Annotated in this window: 14 protein-coding genes and 1 other annotated feature; of the genes, 6 read left to right on the forward strand and 8 right to left on the reverse strand. The window is 43.2% G+C overall.

The window, feature by feature from the left end:
* Nucleotides 1-26: 26 nt before the first annotated feature.
* Nucleotides 27-371: a DUF3899 domain-containing protein gene (locus AZE41_RS16940; protein WP_067211888.1), complete on the forward strand. Its 345-nt coding sequence runs from the start codon at nucleotides 27-29 to the stop codon at nucleotides 369-371.
* Nucleotides 372-430: 59 nt separating this feature from the next.
* Nucleotides 431-685 (forward strand) — a binding site (T-box leader).
* Between the two features lie 251 nt (nucleotides 686-936).
* Nucleotides 937-1,923, forward strand: a complete 987-nt coding sequence (gene trpS, locus AZE41_RS16945) for a tryptophan--tRNA ligase (RefSeq protein WP_067211891.1) — start codon at nucleotides 937-939, stop codon at nucleotides 1,921-1,923.
* On the opposite strand, the gene AZE41_RS23750 is transcribed toward trpS, so the two are convergent.
* The 3 genes from AZE41_RS23750 to AZE41_RS16955 all read right to left on the reverse strand — a co-directional run bounded on the left by AZE41_RS23750 (nucleotide 1,874) and on the right by AZE41_RS16955 (nucleotide 4,852).
* Nucleotides 1,874-2,104 (reverse strand): YuzI family membrane protein, encoded by a 231-nt coding sequence (locus AZE41_RS23750; RefSeq protein WP_470408106.1) that lies wholly within the window; start codon nucleotides 2,102-2,104, stop codon nucleotides 1,874-1,876. The two genes, trpS and AZE41_RS23750, sit on opposite strands and share 50 nt — an antisense overlap.
* 500 nt (nucleotides 2,105-2,604) lie before the next feature.
* The gene (gene fabF, locus AZE41_RS16950; protein WP_067211893.1) at nucleotides 2,605-3,840 is read right to left on the reverse strand and encodes a beta-ketoacyl-ACP synthase II; all 1,236 of its coding nucleotides are present in this window, start codon (nucleotides 3,838-3,840) and stop codon (nucleotides 2,605-2,607) included.
* 79 nt (nucleotides 3,841-3,919) lie between these two features.
* Entirely contained in the window at nucleotides 3,920-4,852 is a 933-nt protein-coding gene (locus AZE41_RS16955; RefSeq protein ID WP_067211895.1) for a beta-ketoacyl-ACP synthase III, read from the reverse strand.
* Between the two features lie 186 nt (nucleotides 4,853-5,038).
* Here AZE41_RS16955 and AZE41_RS16960 point away from each other — a divergent pair, with 186 nt between their 5' ends.
* Nucleotides 5,039-5,221, forward strand: a complete 183-nt coding sequence (locus AZE41_RS16960; RefSeq protein ID WP_067211898.1) for a DUF2929 family protein — start codon at nucleotides 5,039-5,041, stop codon at nucleotides 5,219-5,221.
* Between the two features lie 835 nt (nucleotides 5,222-6,056).
* On the opposite strand, the gene AZE41_RS16965 is transcribed toward AZE41_RS16960, so the two are convergent.
* From AZE41_RS16965 to AZE41_RS16980, 4 genes are all read right to left on the reverse strand, one after another.
* Entirely contained in the window at nucleotides 6,057-8,192 is a 2,136-nt protein-coding gene (locus AZE41_RS16965; RefSeq protein ID WP_082786839.1) for an ATP-dependent Clp protease ATP-binding subunit, read from the reverse strand.
* 155 nt (nucleotides 8,193-8,347) lie between these two features.
* Entirely contained in the window at nucleotides 8,348-8,830 is a 483-nt protein-coding gene (gene rraA, locus AZE41_RS16970; protein WP_067211899.1) for a ribonuclease E activity regulator RraA, read from the reverse strand.
* An 844-nt stretch (nucleotides 8,831-9,674) separates the two neighbouring features.
* Nucleotides 9,675-9,983 (reverse strand): metal-sulfur cluster assembly factor, encoded by a 309-nt coding sequence (locus AZE41_RS16975; protein WP_067211901.1) that lies wholly within the window; start codon nucleotides 9,981-9,983, stop codon nucleotides 9,675-9,677.
* Nucleotides 9,984-10,037: 54 nt separating this feature from the next.
* Entirely contained in the window at nucleotides 10,038-10,805 is a 768-nt protein-coding gene (locus AZE41_RS16980; protein ID WP_067211903.1) for a prolyl oligopeptidase family serine peptidase, read from the reverse strand.
* A gap of 135 nt (nucleotides 10,806-10,940) precedes the next feature.
* Here AZE41_RS16980 and AZE41_RS16985 point away from each other — a divergent pair, with 135 nt between their 5' ends.
* The 3 genes from AZE41_RS16985 (at nucleotide 10,941) to AZE41_RS16995 (ending at nucleotide 14,229) form a co-directional block, all read left to right on the forward strand.
* Entirely contained in the window at nucleotides 10,941-11,750 is an 810-nt protein-coding gene (locus AZE41_RS16985; RefSeq protein WP_067211906.1) for a Cof-type HAD-IIB family hydrolase, read from the forward strand.
* A 27-nt stretch (nucleotides 11,751-11,777) separates the two neighbouring features.
* On the forward strand, nucleotides 11,778-12,635 hold the full coding sequence (locus AZE41_RS16990) for a DegV family protein (protein ID WP_067211908.1): 858 nt from the start codon (nucleotides 11,778-11,780) through the stop codon (nucleotides 12,633-12,635).
* Between the two features lie 268 nt (nucleotides 12,636-12,903).
* Nucleotides 12,904-14,229: a CoA-disulfide reductase gene (locus AZE41_RS16995; RefSeq protein ID WP_335339507.1), complete on the forward strand. Its 1,326-nt coding sequence runs from the start codon at nucleotides 12,904-12,906 to the stop codon at nucleotides 14,227-14,229.
* Between the two features lie 145 nt (nucleotides 14,230-14,374).
* Here AZE41_RS16995 and AZE41_RS17000 read toward each other — a convergent pair whose 3' ends face one another.
* Nucleotides 14,375-15,835: an alpha-amylase family glycosyl hydrolase gene (locus AZE41_RS17000; protein ID WP_067211913.1), complete on the reverse strand. Its 1,461-nt coding sequence runs from the start codon at nucleotides 15,833-15,835 to the stop codon at nucleotides 14,375-14,377.
* Between the last annotated feature and the right edge of the window lie 442 nt (nucleotides 15,836-16,277).

Raw genomic sequence — 16,277 nt, forward strand, 5'->3', positions numbered from 1 at the left:
CTATTACTTTGGAACGGGGTGGAAATATGAAGAAAATAGTTAGGAATATTCTGATTGCACATGTAATAATTATTCTGCTTATTCTACTCTATTTTAAAGAGCTCACTTTACTCTCTTATATAAACGCATCTTTCATCGTTGGAGGCGTACTAACATTTCTTGGTCTGGTCTCTTTCGTTTTTTCAACCGGATTTTTCGATGTATTTACCGTTAGCATGAGAAAAGTAGTTACACCTAAACGTCGGATGGATGATGTTATGGCGATGCGGAAGCCTTCAGAAGTTTTTTCAGGAAACGTAAGTCCAATGCTCGGAAGCGGTACACTCATTCTTATTATGATGGGAATCGCGCTCCTTATTTTTTATATTTAAGGAGCAAGCCTATTGCATTTTCCCAGTGTAAGATTTATAATTATTAGAAACATTTAGAGCGAATGGCAATGACGGAAAAAAGTATTTCAGTATCAGTCTTTCAGAGAGCCTGTGGGTGGTGCAAACAGGTAGACTGAACCGAAAGAATGGGATCCCGAGCTTGATAAGCGAACCTTTTGAGCTAATTCAAAGTATATGGACTTTTTGAATTAGCCCTAAAGAAGCTCGTCACGTCCCCCGCGTTATGGGAATCAGAGTGGCCTTCGGGCAATTCGGGTGGTACCACGGTTGATCAAACATCAGTCGTCCCTTTTTTTACGGGGACGGCTGATGTTTTTTTTGCGCCTACAGCATGTAGGTGTGCAACCATTGCCGGGGTCAGCAGGATGCTGATCATGTAGTCGTTGCGACAGGACGTTGCGTTCTTAGACTACCTTCCGTTATCGGCGTACTTTGGTTGCCTTCCATAGTGGCGAACTTAAGCCGCCTTCCATCGGAGCTTTTTCATCATATTAGGTAGCCTTAACAATTTATTTTATCCATCAAACAGGAGGAGTTTTTCAAAATGAAAACCATTTTTTCAGGCGTACAGCCGACAGGAACAGTAACACTTGGCAACTACATCGGTGCCTTCCGTCAATTTACAGAGTTACAAAATGACTATCAATGCCTATTTTGTATTGTCGATCAGCATGCTATCACAGTTCAGCAGGATCCAGTGGAATTGGCAAAAACAATCCGTTCTCTTGCTGCAATCTATATTGCAAGTGGAATCGATCCAGAGAAAGCGGTATTGTTTATCCAATCAGAAGTCCCTGCACACGCGCAAGCAGGCTGGATGATGCAATGTATTGCTTATATCGGTGAACTTGAGCGTATGACGCAGTTCAAAGATAAATCAGATGGGAAAGAGGGCGTTTCTTCGGCGCTTCTGACATATCCACCACTTATGGCTGCTGACATCCTTCTATATAACACTAATATCGTCCCGGTTGGCGATGACCAAAAGCAGCATCTTGAATTGACGCGTGATCTAGCAGAGCGGTTCAATAAAAGGTTCGGCGGTATCTTGACGATTCCAGAAGTCAGAATTCCAAAGAATGGTGCACGCATTAAGTCACTCCAAGATCCGTTAAAGAAAATGAGTAAATCTGATCCTAATAAAAAAGGGACTATCTCGCTACTTGATACACCCAAAGAAATCGAGAAAAAGATTAAAAGCGCAGTAACAGATTCTGAAGGCATCGTGAAATACGACGTTGAAAATAAACCAGGTGTATCGAATCTATTGACAATTGAATCAGCGTTAAGTGATGTTTCAATTGAAGATCTTGTTGTGAAATATGATGGACTTGGATATGGCGCATTTAAAGCTGGCGTAGCCGAAGCCGTCATCAACCATCTATCACCTATCCAAGAGAGATACTACGTACTTTTGGATTCGCCTGTCCTAGATGAAATTTTGGATGAAGGCGCAGTGAAAGCAAATGCGATTGCAGCTGTCACTCTCGGGAAGATGGAAGTCGCGATGGGACTCGGACGTAGACGGTAAGAATAATCATGATTGTTGCTACGACGAATAACGCAAAATCTGCCGTATGTATTATAAAATAAATGATTTGATACCAGTCGTAACCGAATGATCTGTAATTAAAATAAAATATTATTTGTGAAACAGTAACAACAATTAGCCCATAACTAATTAGAAATAAAAATATGCGTGTCATTAGCATCGTCCTTTTGATTTTCTTTGATTATATGACAGCATGGCCCCCTTTTAGACGAAGGGGGCCATTTAATTTGAAAAGATAGTACTTTGAATGTGGCGGGGTGGGTTGGCGCATTGCGGAACTCTGAGGACAAACTTCGGTACTGTGAGGGCTAATTACCAAACTGTCAGGGCAATCCACGAAACTGGGAGCGCATCGCAAAACTCTGAGGGCAAACTTCCGCACTGTGAGGGCAAATCATCAAACTGTCAGGGCAATCCACGAAACTGTGATGGCATCGCGAAAATCTGAGGGCAAACTTCCATACTGTAAGGACAAATCGCCAAACTGTCAGGGCAAGCCAAGAAACTGGGAGCGCATCACTAAACTCTGAGGGCAAACTTCCATACTGTAAGGGCTAATCGCCAAACTATCAGGGCAAGCCGCGAATCTTTCTGAACAAGCCCAAAACTACATAAACAAAAAGACGCCCCAGTAAACTGGAACGTCCTGCCAAATTAAACTTATACTTTTTTGAATACGAGTGATGCGTTATGTCCGCCGAAACCGAGTGAGTTGCTCATAGCGTACGTAATGTCCGCTTTGCGCGCACCTTCAGTTACATAGTCGAGATCACACTCAGGATCTGGATTCACAAAATTCATTGTCGGTGGCAGGATTCCTTCTTGCAATGCCTTCACCGTGAAGATTGCTTCCAATCCGCCTGCTGCGCCGAGCAAATGGCCTGTCATTGATTTTGTTGAGCTCATCGTGAGTTTATAAGCGTGTTCGCCGAAAACTGTTTTCGCTGCCATTGTTTCGAATTGGTCGTTATATGGCGTGCTCGTTCCGTGAGCATTAATATAATCGATTTCATCTGGACTGATACCACTTTGCTCAATCGCCTGTTGCATCGCGCGTGCGCCACCTTCGCCCCCAGGAGCTGGAGCCGTAATATGGTGCGCATCACCTGTTGCACCATAGCCGGTTAGTTCAGCGTAAATTTTCGCACCGCGTGCAATTGCATGCTCGTACTCTTCAAGGATTAAGATACCAGCTCCTTCTCCAATTACAAAACCGTCACGTTCTTTATCAAATGGACGTGATGCGGTTGCAGGGTCGGGGTTTAACGACAATGCTGTATTCGCACAAAAACCAGCAACTGCCATTGTTGTGATTGGCGCTTCTGCTCCGCCAGTAATCATAACGTCAGCATCACCGCGGCGAATAACTTCAAATGCATCTCCTATCGAGTTCGTGCCTGATGCACAAGCTGTTACGGTACAAGAGTTAATGCCTTTTGCTCCGTGATAAATCGATACTTGGCCCGCTGCCATATCGGGAATCATCATTGGTACGAAAAACGGGCTAACACGTCGATAGCCTTTCTCTTGGAACGTTAGAAACTGTTGCTCATGCGTTTCCATACCACCGATGCCTGAACCAATCCAGACACCCGTGCGAAGAGCTAAATCTCCTTCAAGTTCAAGATTTGCATCTTTCATTGCCATAATCGATGCCGCAAGTGCGTAATGCGTGAATCGATCCATTTTACGCGCGTCTTTCCGAGAGATATATTGTTCTATATCAAAATCTTTCACTTCTGCTGCCACTTTTACAGGAAACTTATCACTGTCAAGTCTTGTTAGTGGTCCGATTCCAGATTTCCCTTCCAAGACCGCTTTCCAAGACTCCTCCGCTGAATTCCCGACTGGAGAAATTGCCCCTATACCTGTTACTACTACACGTTTTATTCCCATATGTGAAAACTTCCCTTCTATTCTATAAAGACTGACGCTTCTTGTCACTTTTCATACACTACAAAACATGTGTACTTTTTTATTTTCCCCACTTAATGCATATTGCGCCCCAAGTGAGACCTCCGCCGAATCCAACCATGACAATAACGTCATCATCTTTCACTCTGCCTTCAGCTAGATCATCGACAAGTGAAATTGGAATGGACGCGGCAGATGTATTGCCATATTTATGGATTGTCTTGGACATTTTTTCTACTGGTAAACCTAGTCGTTCACGAGAAGATTCCATAATTCGTATATTCGCTTGGTGCGGAATAAGGAAATCGACGTCTTCCTTCATTAGACCCGCTTTTCTAATAACGCTTTCTGCGGATTCGCCCATCTGACGGACTGCGAATTTGAATACTTCACGGCCATTCATAACAAGTTTTTCATCCTGATAAAGGTGTTTGCCACCGCTACCGTCTGCACCGAGTTCGAATGACAGGATTCCCCGTCCTTCACTTACTTTTCCTATAATAGCTGCACCCGCTCCATCTCCGAAAAGAATGGCGGTATTGCGGTCTTCCCAATTGGTAATTTTAGATAATTTTTCAACTCCGACAACTAGGACATAATCATATGTGCCAGATTCGACGAACTGTTTCGCCGTTACGACGCCATACATGAACCCTGCACAAGCCGCTGAAATGTCCATAGCCGCCGCATTGGTTGCGCCGAGCTGTTGTTGAAGCATTGTCGACACTGAAGGAAAAGGTCGATCAGGTGTGACTGTAGCTACAAGAATAAGTCCGATTTCTTCTGGTTTGATCCCTGCGTTGTTAATCGCTTCCACTGCAGCGTTGTATGCCATATGAGACGTATCCGTTGAATCGTCTGCGATGCGTCTTTCTTCGATGCCTGTCATTGTACGAATCCATTCATCCGATGTATCCAAACGCTTTTCTAGGTCCGCGTTCGTCAAAACGTGTGATGGTACGTATTTACCCATGCCGATAAATCCAGCAGTCATTCCGCATCCCCCGTTCTTTATCATCTATTATTAGTACCTGCTCTTAATCATAAAAGAAACGGGCTCACTTTTCAACCTGTTGACACTTTTTCGCCAAATAAAGTTCCGTTTGCATGGAAATTAGTTTCTCCAATGTAACCACTGTGATATGATTAAATATGAAATAGTAATGTAGAGGTGAATTCAATGAAATACGTAATGACATTTTTCTGGTCTTTCTGTTTAATCACTATGTTGAACTATGTTTCTGGAGCAATTGCTAACTTGCCATTTGACTTCATGCCAGGCGTATATGTTTCGCTTGTCGTTTCTGTAATCGTTATCTTACTGGCTGAATCTTTCCCAGAAGGCGAAATTGCAGATCATTAATCAACAAAAAACCATCTCCCTCGCTGGGGATGGTTTTTATATTGGATACTACTTGTGTTGATTAACCAAAAACAACCAGTAATTAACTGAATCAAACACTAAGCGCTTCGTGTACAGGTTGTTTGGATTGCTTTGAATTGAATGCCCTCTATACGATTACCGAGATGTCTTGATGTGTAGGGATGCGACTTTGTCGCATCCCTACACATTTTTTCGGTAATCGTATGGTGCTTATTCATCCGTCGCGCTCCAAATTCCTAAGTACACAAAGTACTAAAATTTTTCGGGACGAAAGAATAACGGGGCTTCTTATCTAGATAATAGCCGCCAAAGATACAATTTTGTCGGCTGAAACCTTCTCCATAGTCTTGTCTTTTTTAGTTAAGAAAGAGTCACTTTCTTATAGTCCATCGCATGATAAGATGCATACCCTTTACTAAAGGTAAACAAGGAACACCTTGTACAAAGTACTAAAGTGCCCGAAATTGTATCTTCGGGCACTTACAACATGTATAAAAAGTCATCTATTCTTTTATTCTAAAGCAGCTGTATTTTTCACTTGACCGTTATAGGAACGCGATAGGAAACAATTCGCAACAGGGTTACTGAAAAGGGTGTGGTTAGGAATGACGAAGTCGTTTCTAGCCACACTTGCCCCTCGGTAAGGTTGTCGTGAATAATTCTCTGAAAGCGGATCGGGAATGATCCAGTGAAAATGGCGTTTTTTAAGCCTTTCTTACCTGCTCTTTATGTAAGAAAATGGTTAATCAATAGACGTGATTGGATACTATAGAAAAAGCCGCAGGAAGTTCAAACTTCCTACGGCTCCTTCTAATTAATCTGTTTGAATAACTAATTTCCCGTCTTCCATAGCTAGAACGAGTTTATCATTTAGTTTAAGATCGCCTTTAATAATTTCTTTTGCAACCATCGTTTCAACATGTCGTTGGATAAAGCGTTTCAATGGACGAGCTCCGAAATCGGCATCTGTTCCTTCATTGACAATCCAATCGAGCACATCTTCACTATATTCCATAATGATTTCTTGTCCACGTAATCGTTTAACTAGGTCTTCAATCATTTTCCGTGCAATCTTGCGGAATGAATCGCCTGTCAGTGAATGGAAAATAATGATGTCATCCATTCGATTTAATAGCTCCGGTTTGAAATGATTTTTTAATTCGGCCATGACTAGATCTTCTGCTGCATGGTTTTCTGTATCGTCTAGCCCATGAAGCAAGTAGGCAGAGCCGATATTCGAGGTCATAATGACGACAGTATTGGTAAAGTTGACGAGTCTGCCTTGGCTATCGGTAATTCGGCCGTCATCTAATACTTGCAATAAGATGTTTGCGACATCCGGATGCGCTTTCTCGATTTCATCTAACAGCACCACTGAATACGGATTGCGTCGTACTGCTTCCGTCAATTGACCACCTTCTTCGTAACCGATGTAGCCTGGAGGTGCGCCAACAAGCCGTGATATACTATGCTTCTCCATATATTCCGACATGTCGATGCGGATGAAATGATCTTCCGAATCAAACAATGTCGCAGCGAGCGTTTTCGCCAGCTCTGTCTTACCGACCCCAGTTGGTCCCAAAAATAGGAATGAACCAATTGGTTTATCTGGATCTTTAATGCCCGCACGTGCGCGCCACACGGCTTCCGTCACAAGTTGTACAGCATCATCCTGCCCAATTACACGCTCTTCAAGTGTTTCACGCAGACGAAGTAGTTTTCCACGTTCACCTTCAACAAGTTTCGTTACCGGAATACCCGTCCAACGCGCGACAATTGTTGCAATTTCTTCTTCCGTCACTTCTTCACGGAGCAGTCGATTTTCCTGTCCCTCTACAAGCGCGGCCTCAAGTTCATGCAACTCCTCCTCTAGATTCGGGATTTTTCCATAAGTAAGTTCTGCAGCTTTATTCAAGTCAAACCGATTTTCAGCTTCTTCCAGTTCACGTCGGAAACGGTCTAGCTTTTCTCGCTTATCCTGGATTCCACGCAATGTTTCTTTTTCAGAATCCCATTGCTCCCGCATGCCTGCAGACGATTCTTTCAGCTCTGTCAGTTCATCACGAAGTACTTCAAGACGATTTTTACTGACCGCGTCTTTTTCTTTACGTAACGCTTGCTCTTCAATTTCAAGCTGCATAATCCGGCGTGTCACCGCATCCAATTCGGATGGCATTGAATCGATTTCAGTCCGTATCATCGCGCTCGCTTCATCTATTAAGTCAATTGCTTTATCCGGCAAGAAACGCTCTGTTAAATAACGGTCTGATAATGCTGCCGCTGCAACAATTGCACGGTCATGGATGCGCACACCATGATGAAGTTCATAGCGTTCTTTCAATCCCCGTAATATCGACACTGTATCCTCGACGGACGGTTCACGCACGAGTACTTGCTGGAAACGGCGTTCAAGCGCAGGATCTTTTTCGATATATAACCGGTACTCGTCAAGTGTCGTTGCTCCGATACAGTATAATTCACCGCGTGCTAGCATTGGTTTCAGCATGTTGCCAGCGTCCATTGCTCCTTCTGTTTTCCCCGCGCCGACAATTGTATGGATTTCATCAATGAATAGAATGATCTCCCCTGCACTATCTTTCACCTGTTTCAGTACGCCTTTTAAACGCTCTTCAAATTCACCACGGTATTTTGCACCCGCGATAAGTGAACTCATATCAAGTTCAAAAATTTGGCGATCTTTCAATCCTTCTGGCACATCGCCCTTCACAATCCGTTGCGCAAGTCCTTCAACGATTGCCGTCTTGCCGACACCCGGTTCCCCGATTAAAACTGGATTATTTTTAGTCTTTCTTGATAAAATCCGAATGACGTTACGTATTTCCTCATCACGACCAATAACGGGATCCATTTTCCCTTTTTTAACTTCTTCAACGAGATTCCGTCCAAATTGTTCTAGAGGTGTACGCTGGTCTTCTTGCTGTCCGTCCATTCGCATATACATCCGCCTTTCTATAAGTCAACGTCTGACTTTGACTATCTTTGATTAATTAAATTATAAGATGAATTTGATGGAAAGTAAAGCGATTTGCACGGCGATTAAAGATAACAAAAGACCTCTACAAAGGAGCATCTTAGGGTTTGTCATTAGCTGTACAGATTACGAGTGGCTACCACTACGCCGTCTTCGTCCGCATAGACAAAGTGATTGGGATTCCACTCTACATCTCCGAAAAGCAGTTTACTATCCTGTTCCCCTTTTCCCTCTTTTGTACTCTTCAACGGATGACTGCCTAGTGCCAGCACACCAATATTTTGTTCGATTAATTCTGCTGTATCGCGAACACATCCGTAGATAATAACCCCTGCGAGTTTACGGGTTTCGGCGATAACACCTAAATTGCCGCCCATTAACGCACATCTTTTTGAACCTCCGCCATCGACAACAAGAACACTACCTTCCGGAATAGTTTGCAGTGCTTCTTTCACTAGAACGTTATCCTCAAATACTTTCACAGTAGCAATTGGGCCAGAAAATCTTTTGCTTTTGCCATACGATTTAAATACCGTTGAACACACTTGCAATTCGTTTGAAAAATCATCACATACATCCGCAGTTTTTATCGACATTTGAACACTCTCCCTTATTGGAATTCTTTCTCATATCTATACCATTCGACATTATTTCGATATTCCTTTTAAGTGAGAAATATAATGTCTGTTGATGAACCCCTTTTTCACATGAAGCACTTGTAAGAAAAGCATACAAGTCTGTATTTGCACGTGTACATTTCCGGCTTGCTTTGGACGAAATACTCACAATACTATTACCACGGGTTCAATGTGATTGGAAATGACTTCGTCACTTCCAGCCACATTTTTTTCGGTCATCCTGTTGCGACTATCTGTCCGTCGCATACCTACATTGTTCAAGTGACAAATGCAACTACTTTGGAAGATGAAAGAATAACTAGCTTTCTAGAGAGGTTGCAAGAGCCCGAAGATGAAATTTCGGGCACTTCACTACTTTTAATAAAGCCCTCTTTGCTTATTTTAGCAAGGATCAGACAAGTAACAGTGTGCCGCTAGATAGAAAATAACCCTGCCTTAAATTTGAAAAGGAAATACTATAAAGAAGGAGTAAGCAGCCAAAATTGCATCTTTGGCTGCTCCTTTATTGGATAGCAAAGTGGCTATTCATTCATTCCCGAAAGCTTTGGCACTTGGTGTACCGGTATTTTTGGAGAGCTACGGACGAACGGACACCATACGATTAACGAAAAAAAGAGTAGGGATGCGACATTGTCGCATCCCTACTCAGCAAGATATTCCGATAATTGTATAGTAATCGTTCAGTACACAGCGATCCGAAAGTACCTGTACGTAAGGATAATCTGTTGTGAAGATTTACCCGTGAAACCAACAAAAAAACCGCGCGACTTATCTCTAAGTCCCACGGCTTTACTAATTTCTATTATCTTACGCCTAGCGCTATTTTAGCATAACGAGACATATTATCTCTTGACCATGGTGGACTCCAAATGATATTAACATCTACGTTTTTCACTTCCGGAAGTTCCATCAGTTCTTGTGTAACGTTAGCAACGATTTGCGGCCCCATTGGACAACCCATCGATGTTAGTGTCATTGTCACTTTTGACGTGCCTTCTTCGTCCAGCTCTACATCATAAACTAGACCTAAGTTGACGATATCGACTCCAAGTTCCGGGTCAATAACGTTTTCAAGTGCCCCCATCATGCTATCTTTCATATCCTGGCTCATCTTCATCCCTCATTCCTTGTTTTTACTAGCTTCATCATAGCAGAGTTCGGCTGTTCATTTCAAATGGCAGGCAAGCCAATCAGCCGCCTGAAGCATTCCGGCTCTAGAAACGGCATGCCCCGAGGTAGCGCTTGAAACAAATTCAATTCGCTCCGGTTCAGTAGCATACTCCTTCTTGATGGCCTGATAGAAGTTGTGTGTCGGTTCGTATGGCACAACCGCATCCTGCTTACCATGCCAAAAGTAGACAGGTCTATTGTTCAATGCCGATGGATGTTTCGTTAAATCAAACGTAGATAATGTGGCGAGTAATTTCTTCTTTTCATCTTCAGTAACAGGCAATGTAAAACCGCGTCGTTCGAACTCAGACATTTGTGCTTTCGCTAACTGGACAAAGCCTGGAGCTCCCATCATAACAGCGGCAGCATCGACCCAATCATAGACAGCAAGACAGCCGAGCGTCGTAATGCCGCCCATCGATGTGCCTCCTAAACCAATTTTACCTGTATTAAGAAGTCCGCGTTGCACTAGCTCTTCACGAATGACACTCACTTCTTCAATTGACGTCAAAACGATTTCCCAAAAACGTAGACTCAGTTGGACTTCATCAAGATTATCTTCCCGAGCGCCGTGTAGATGCGCGTCAGGTAAGAGAACTCGGATGCCTTTCTTCGCCATATTATAGGCATAATGCAAATTATGTTCTTTAGCACTCATGAATCCATGAATAAAAATAACAACTGGAACTTGTTTGTCTTTAAACTCATCCTCAACTATATGTAATAAGGGGATATCGCCCCATAACTCTTCAGTAACATTCATTGAAATCACACCTTTTCCTTTTCACTTGAGCGTACCAAAGTTTTTCTAAAAAAACAAAAGGCACGATTTCATGACTGGATTTTTTGACTTGATTCATATGTTAACGATAGACTATTTATAGAAGGAGGCGTTTTTTTGAAGCCACATTTAATCGTCCTCGATCTTGATGGGACATTACTTACAGACGAAAAAGTAATTTCAGATAAAACCAAGCTTACATTGAAAAAGGCAGAAGAAAAAGGTCATCACATTATGATTGCGACCGGAAGACCATACCGAGCAAGTGAAGTGTATTACCGTCAACTCGGGCTTAAAACACCGATTGTCAACTTCAACGGTGCGTTCGTTCACCATCCTGATAATCGTTCTTGGAAAACAATCCATGAAACGATCTCTCTTCCCGTGGTGAAAGATGTCATTGATGCTATGCAGCAATTTACATTCCATAATATTGTTGCAGAAGTGATGGATGATGTATACATGCACCATCACGATGAAAAACTGCTCGACATTTTTGGATTTGGTGAGCCTAAAATAACGCAGGGAGACATTCGTGAATTTTTGCAAGTCGATCCTACAAGTTTACTGATCCATGCACCTGACGATAAAGTTGATGCAATCAGACGCCATCTTGGTGATGTACACGCGGAAGTCATTGATCATCGTCAATGGGGAGCACCGTGGAAAGTCATTGAAATCGTTCGGCATGGCTTGAATAAGGCTGTCGGACTTTCACACGTCTCGAAGTGGATGGATATTCCAAAAGATCGAATTATTGCTTTTGGTGACGAAGACAACGACCTTGAAATGATAGACTATGCCGGCATCGGAGTGGCAATGGGAAATGGAATTGACAGGTTGAAATCAATTGCGAATGAAGTGACAGACACGAATAATGAGGATGGCATTGCACGAGTGCTCCGCGAAAGGTTACACTTGGAATAACTACAATTATCCAACGGAGGGGTCTATATGAAAATATTTGCGGACAGTGCCAGTGATTTACCAAAGTCATTTTTCGAAGACAACGATGTAACGCTCTTCCCATTACGCGTCCTCATCGATGACAAAGAGTACGACGATATAATGACGATCGATTCAAAAGAAGTCTACCAAGCAATTCGCAACGGCAAGCAACCTAAAACATCACAAGTATCACCTGAACTGTTCCTTCGAAAGTGGAAGGAACTCGCATCATCAGGTGAAAGTGGGATTTACATCGCTTTTTCTTCAGAGTTATCCGGGACATTCGACACCGCAATCATGACGGGAGACCAAGCAAAAGAAACGAATCCAAAAATGAACCTTATTATTATCGATTCAAGATGCGCTTCGCTTGGTTACGGACTTCTTGTAAAAGAAGCAGTTCGACTACGCGATGCGGGAGAAGACGATGTTCGAACGATTGAGCGTAAAATCCGATACATGGCGGCACATATGGAGCACCTCTTCACCGTGCAAGACCTTGATTATATGGCACGCGGCGGTCGCGTATCTAAAACGAGTGCATTCATCGGCGGGCTGCTCAACATTAAGCCGTTACTCCATGTCGAAAACGGCAAACTCGTTCCTATCGAAAAGCACCGTGGCCGCAAAAAAGTATTGCGCCGTATGGCTGATCTTATGGCGGAGCGCGGCGATAATTTAGCTGAACAGACAATTGCAATTTGCCATAGCGACGACGAAGGAATAGCACTCGAATTAAAAGCCATAATAGAAGAGTTATTTCATCCAAAAAATATCGAAATCCATATGATTGGATCTGTTATCGGTGCACATGTTGGTCCTGGTACAGTAGGCGTCTTTTTCCTGAATAAATTTAATCAGTAACTTCATTCAACAGAAGTCTTCCCCTTCTGTTGAATGAAGGAAGGCAACCTAAGTCCGCCGCGTCCTGCGGCAACGGTTGCATGACCTACCTCCTGTAGGCCCGCGGATGTCACAGATTTTGAAGGAAGTTAATTGAGCAAGCTCGGGCCTGCGTGATGCAGGTCAATTGGCCATTGTCGCAAGGATGCGACGTTCTTTGGCTAACTTCATTACTTAAATCTGGACGCAAATACGCCAAGGCGAATTTGATTTAAAGGAGGATTTGTTGATGAAAATACTCATTGTCGGTGCAATCGCGGGTGGTTCCACTGTCGCCGCACAAATTAGACGCGCAGTTCCAGATTCTGAAATCATATTATTTGGACGTGATCCGGTACTTGGCTATGGGACATGCGGTATGCCATATGTCATCGGAGGATTAATTGAAGATAAATGGCAGCTAGTCGGCTCGTCTCCCGAAAAGTTCAGCGAGCAACGAGATATAACCGTCAAGTTAGGGCATGATGTACTGGCCATTAATCGGGAACAGAAAACGGTTGAAGTACGTAATATGGAAACAGATCATGTCTTTACAGAATCCTACGACAAACTTATTTTATCGCCCGGCGGAATCGCCCGTATACCTGACTTAAAAGGTCTCGGTGATTTGCCATTATTTACGCTGAAGAGCTTTGGGGATATGGAAGAAATCATCGACTATATAGAGCGTGAAAAACCGAAGTCGTGCGCTGTTATTGGAGGCGGATTCATCGGGATTGAACTTATTGAGAACTTCATCCATAGAGGATTACAAACGGCGCTTATTGATCGCAATGAACGCGTCATGACATTAATGGATCCTGAAATTTCACAAGTGCTTGGCAAGGAAATGAAAGATAATAAGGTCGACTTTTACTTTGAAGATGCCATCGAACGCATTGAAGGCAAGCGCTTGATTATGAAAAATGGGATGAACTTTGACGTTGACTTTATCGCGTCCAGTATAGGAATCGATCTTGATACGCAACTCGCGATTGAAGCTGATTTACATATCGGGCCGACGAAAGGGATCGTCGTCAACAGCTATATGCAGACGAATGATCCTGACATTTATGCAATTGGTGACGCGGCAGAATGCAAAGACTGGTTCACCGGTAAACCGAAAAACGTGAAACTCGCTTGGCCAGCGCATAGGCAATCATTCATCGTCGCACGCCATCTTGCCGGCAATCCAATCGAAATGAATGGGCTCCTCGGCACGACGATTACAAAATTGTTTGCTTTGACTGCAGCTATGACTGGCCATTCGGCGAAAAGTTTATCAGATGAAGGGATCGAGTTTGGCACGGCAGTCTATGAAGGCCGAACAAATGCAGGCTATTATCCTGACCATGGGCGGATTTTACTGCGTGTTCATTATGATGAACAATCCCGCCTCATCCTGGGTGCACAAGCGGTCGGTGACAAAGGAGTCGACAAACGAATTGACGTCATTGCAACTGCAATCATGGGCAAAATGACTGTCGATGACCTTGCAGCCCTTGAACTCGGCTACTCCCCACCCTATTCATCGCCGAAAGATCCCGTAAATATGATTGGTTATAAAGCGCGATAACAAGAAAAGCGTAAGGTCCCCTTTAACCCCGAAAAGCGCTGGAAGGCTTGACGACAAAGGCGCTCTTTGCCTTTTCGGCAAGACTGAAGCTAGACATCAAAAAACACCAGCATCGGCAACTTTGCCGATGCTGGTGTTTTCTGTCTTACTTCGCCTTCGTTTCAGCTTTTCTATCTTTTCTGCCTTGACGTCCTTTTCTCCAAGCCATGAATAGGAATCCAAAGAACAGGACATAGATTAAAATTGATGCGATTAGATAAGGCGTATTGAATCCTTTGTCTTCATCAGCGATATAAATCTCTGCAACTTCACGTTCTAGTACGACGCGGTAAATTCCATCCTTACCTTCCCTTACCGAATCACCATCAAGTAGACCACGTAATTTTTTATTGTCCCCGATTACTTCTTTCGGAATTTCTACATTGGCTGTCTCAGTCGTATTATTAAGTGCAACAATCCATGTCTCTTTATCATTTGAAAGCTTATACACTGTAAATCCATTCTCATTGTGTAACATCTCAAAGTCACCGTTACGGAAAGCTTCTGATTGGTTGCGCAACTGGTTAAGGTCACCGATATGGTCAATTAACTCCTCATCGATCTTGAAATTCATGATCTGATGACTTTCAGGAGCAGATTCTCCATTTACCGCAATTTCGGTACCATAAGGCATAATCGGTACGCCTGGCATTGAAAATAGTGCCGTAATGGCTAGCTTCCACCGTGTCGGCGGGAACATTCTTGCTTCCACGATATCGTATGTAAAACGTGGTCCTGTTAATTCATCGAACTGGATTAATTCTTTTTCGGTTGCATTTGACACTATCGATAGCGGTGAAGAATCTACGTCATATTTAACGAATGAATTTCTCATTGCGTTCATTTTTTCGTTATTCGGAGCAGAATCGAAGTCAGCGTCACTTTCTTCATTCGTCAGTACATATGCTTTTGGTTTAACCGTTTTTACAGCTTGAATGATTTCATTCAAAAACGCCGTATCGATTTTATCAATCTTCGTTAAACGGATTCCATCCAACTTATACGTTTCCATGAAATCAACGATGGCTTCCTTCAATGCTTTTTGTGTTGCCGCATCCGAAGTATCCCAATCGATTGTTCCGTCAGCAATAGGAAGTGCTTTGACAGTTCCCTCTTTTGCCCAAACATGATTCGAACTCACTCCCGCAAGTGGGAAGTCAGCAATCACGGACATATCCTGCTTATGAATTGCTTTAATCATCTTGCTAAATTCTTCTGAAGTCCCAAAATGCGGGTCAAGTTTCGCATAATCAAGCACTTTACTCCCATCATACGTTTCCGTTTCAAAGACGGGTCCAAGTGAAATAAGCGTGAAGCCCATTCGGACAATATGCTCAAGTCTCGTAGCGACACCTGTGAAGTCTCCTCCACTGAATGCCGTCAAATCTTTCGTATTTACGTCAAAGTCGTTCTTGCCATCGGCGTTATTAAACCGGTCCACAAGCAAATCATATATACTTTCATCCTCTATTGTTCTTTCCGTTTCTGCAAACACCCCTGCTGGAGATAGGGTAGATACCAGTAATAGAAAAGTTGCAATAAGTCCAAACCATTTATTCGCTTTCACAAAATTGCCTCCTCAATACGAGCTGTCACTCGTCATTTTACCAAACGCCGCCACATGTCGCCATTGTTTACGCCAAAAACCTCATCCTTCCCAATGAAATAGGTCGATATTGTGAATAAGGAAAAGCGCAAGGTGCCGTTTAGCCCCGAAAAGCGCTGGCCGACTAAATTCGCCACGTCCTGTGGCAACGTCGGCACTAGTACGTCCTGTACGTCGAAAGGCTTGATGATAAAGGCGCCCTTTGCCTTTTCAACAAGACTGAATTTAAAGGAAGGCAGTCTAAAGTCGCGACGTCCTGTCGCACCGACTGCATGCCCCACTTCGTGTGGGACCAGGGGCTGGCACCTGAAGTCTAGACAGCAACCTAAATTGAATCAGCTTATACATTATTAACTTTTCGCGTCTGTTTTATTAACCATTTACTTGCGTATAAAGCAGGTAA

The organism is Sporosarcina psychrophila (assembly GCF_001590685.1).
Lineage (GTDB): Bacteria > Bacillota > Bacilli > Bacillales_A > Planococcaceae > Sporosarcina > Sporosarcina psychrophila.

Bases quoted from the DNA above. Each gene is read 5' to 3' on its own strand.
- fabF (WP_067211893.1), bottom strand. From the start codon at position 3,840: ATGGGAATAAAACGTGTAGTAGTAACAGGTATAGGGGCAATTTCTCCA.
- AZE41_RS16990 (WP_067211908.1), top strand. From the start codon at position 11,778: ATGAAAATATTTGCGGACAGTGCCAGTGATTTACCAAAGTCATTTTTC.
- AZE41_RS16980 (WP_067211903.1), bottom strand. From the start codon at position 10,805: ATGAATGTTACTGAAGAGTTATGGGGCGATATCCCCTTATTACATATA.
- AZE41_RS16940 (WP_067211888.1), top strand. From the start codon at position 27: ATGAAGAAAATAGTTAGGAATATTCTGATTGCACATGTAATAATTATT.
- AZE41_RS16975 (WP_067211901.1), bottom strand. From the start codon at position 9,983: ATGAGCCAGGATATGAAAGATAGCATGATGGGGGCACTTGAAAACGTT.
- AZE41_RS16965 (WP_082786839.1), bottom strand. From the start codon at position 8,192: ATGGACGGACAGCAAGAAGACCAGCGTACACCTCTAGAACAATTTGGA.
- rraA (WP_067211899.1), bottom strand. From the start codon at position 8,830: ATGTCGATAAAAACTGCGGATGTATGTGATGATTTTTCAAACGAATTG.
- trpS (WP_067211891.1), top strand. From the start codon at position 937: ATGAAAACCATTTTTTCAGGCGTACAGCCGACAGGAACAGTAACACTT.
- AZE41_RS16960 (WP_067211898.1), top strand. From the start codon at position 5,039: ATGAAATACGTAATGACATTTTTCTGGTCTTTCTGTTTAATCACTATG.
- AZE41_RS16995 (WP_335339507.1), top strand. From the start codon at position 12,904: ATGAAAATACTCATTGTCGGTGCAATCGCGGGTGGTTCCACTGTCGCC.
- AZE41_RS23750 (WP_470408106.1), bottom strand. From the start codon at position 2,104: ATGCTAATGACACGCATATTTTTATTTCTAATTAGTTATGGGCTAATT.
- AZE41_RS16955 (WP_067211895.1), bottom strand. From the start codon at position 4,852: ATGACTGCTGGATTTATCGGCATGGGTAAATACGTACCATCACACGTT.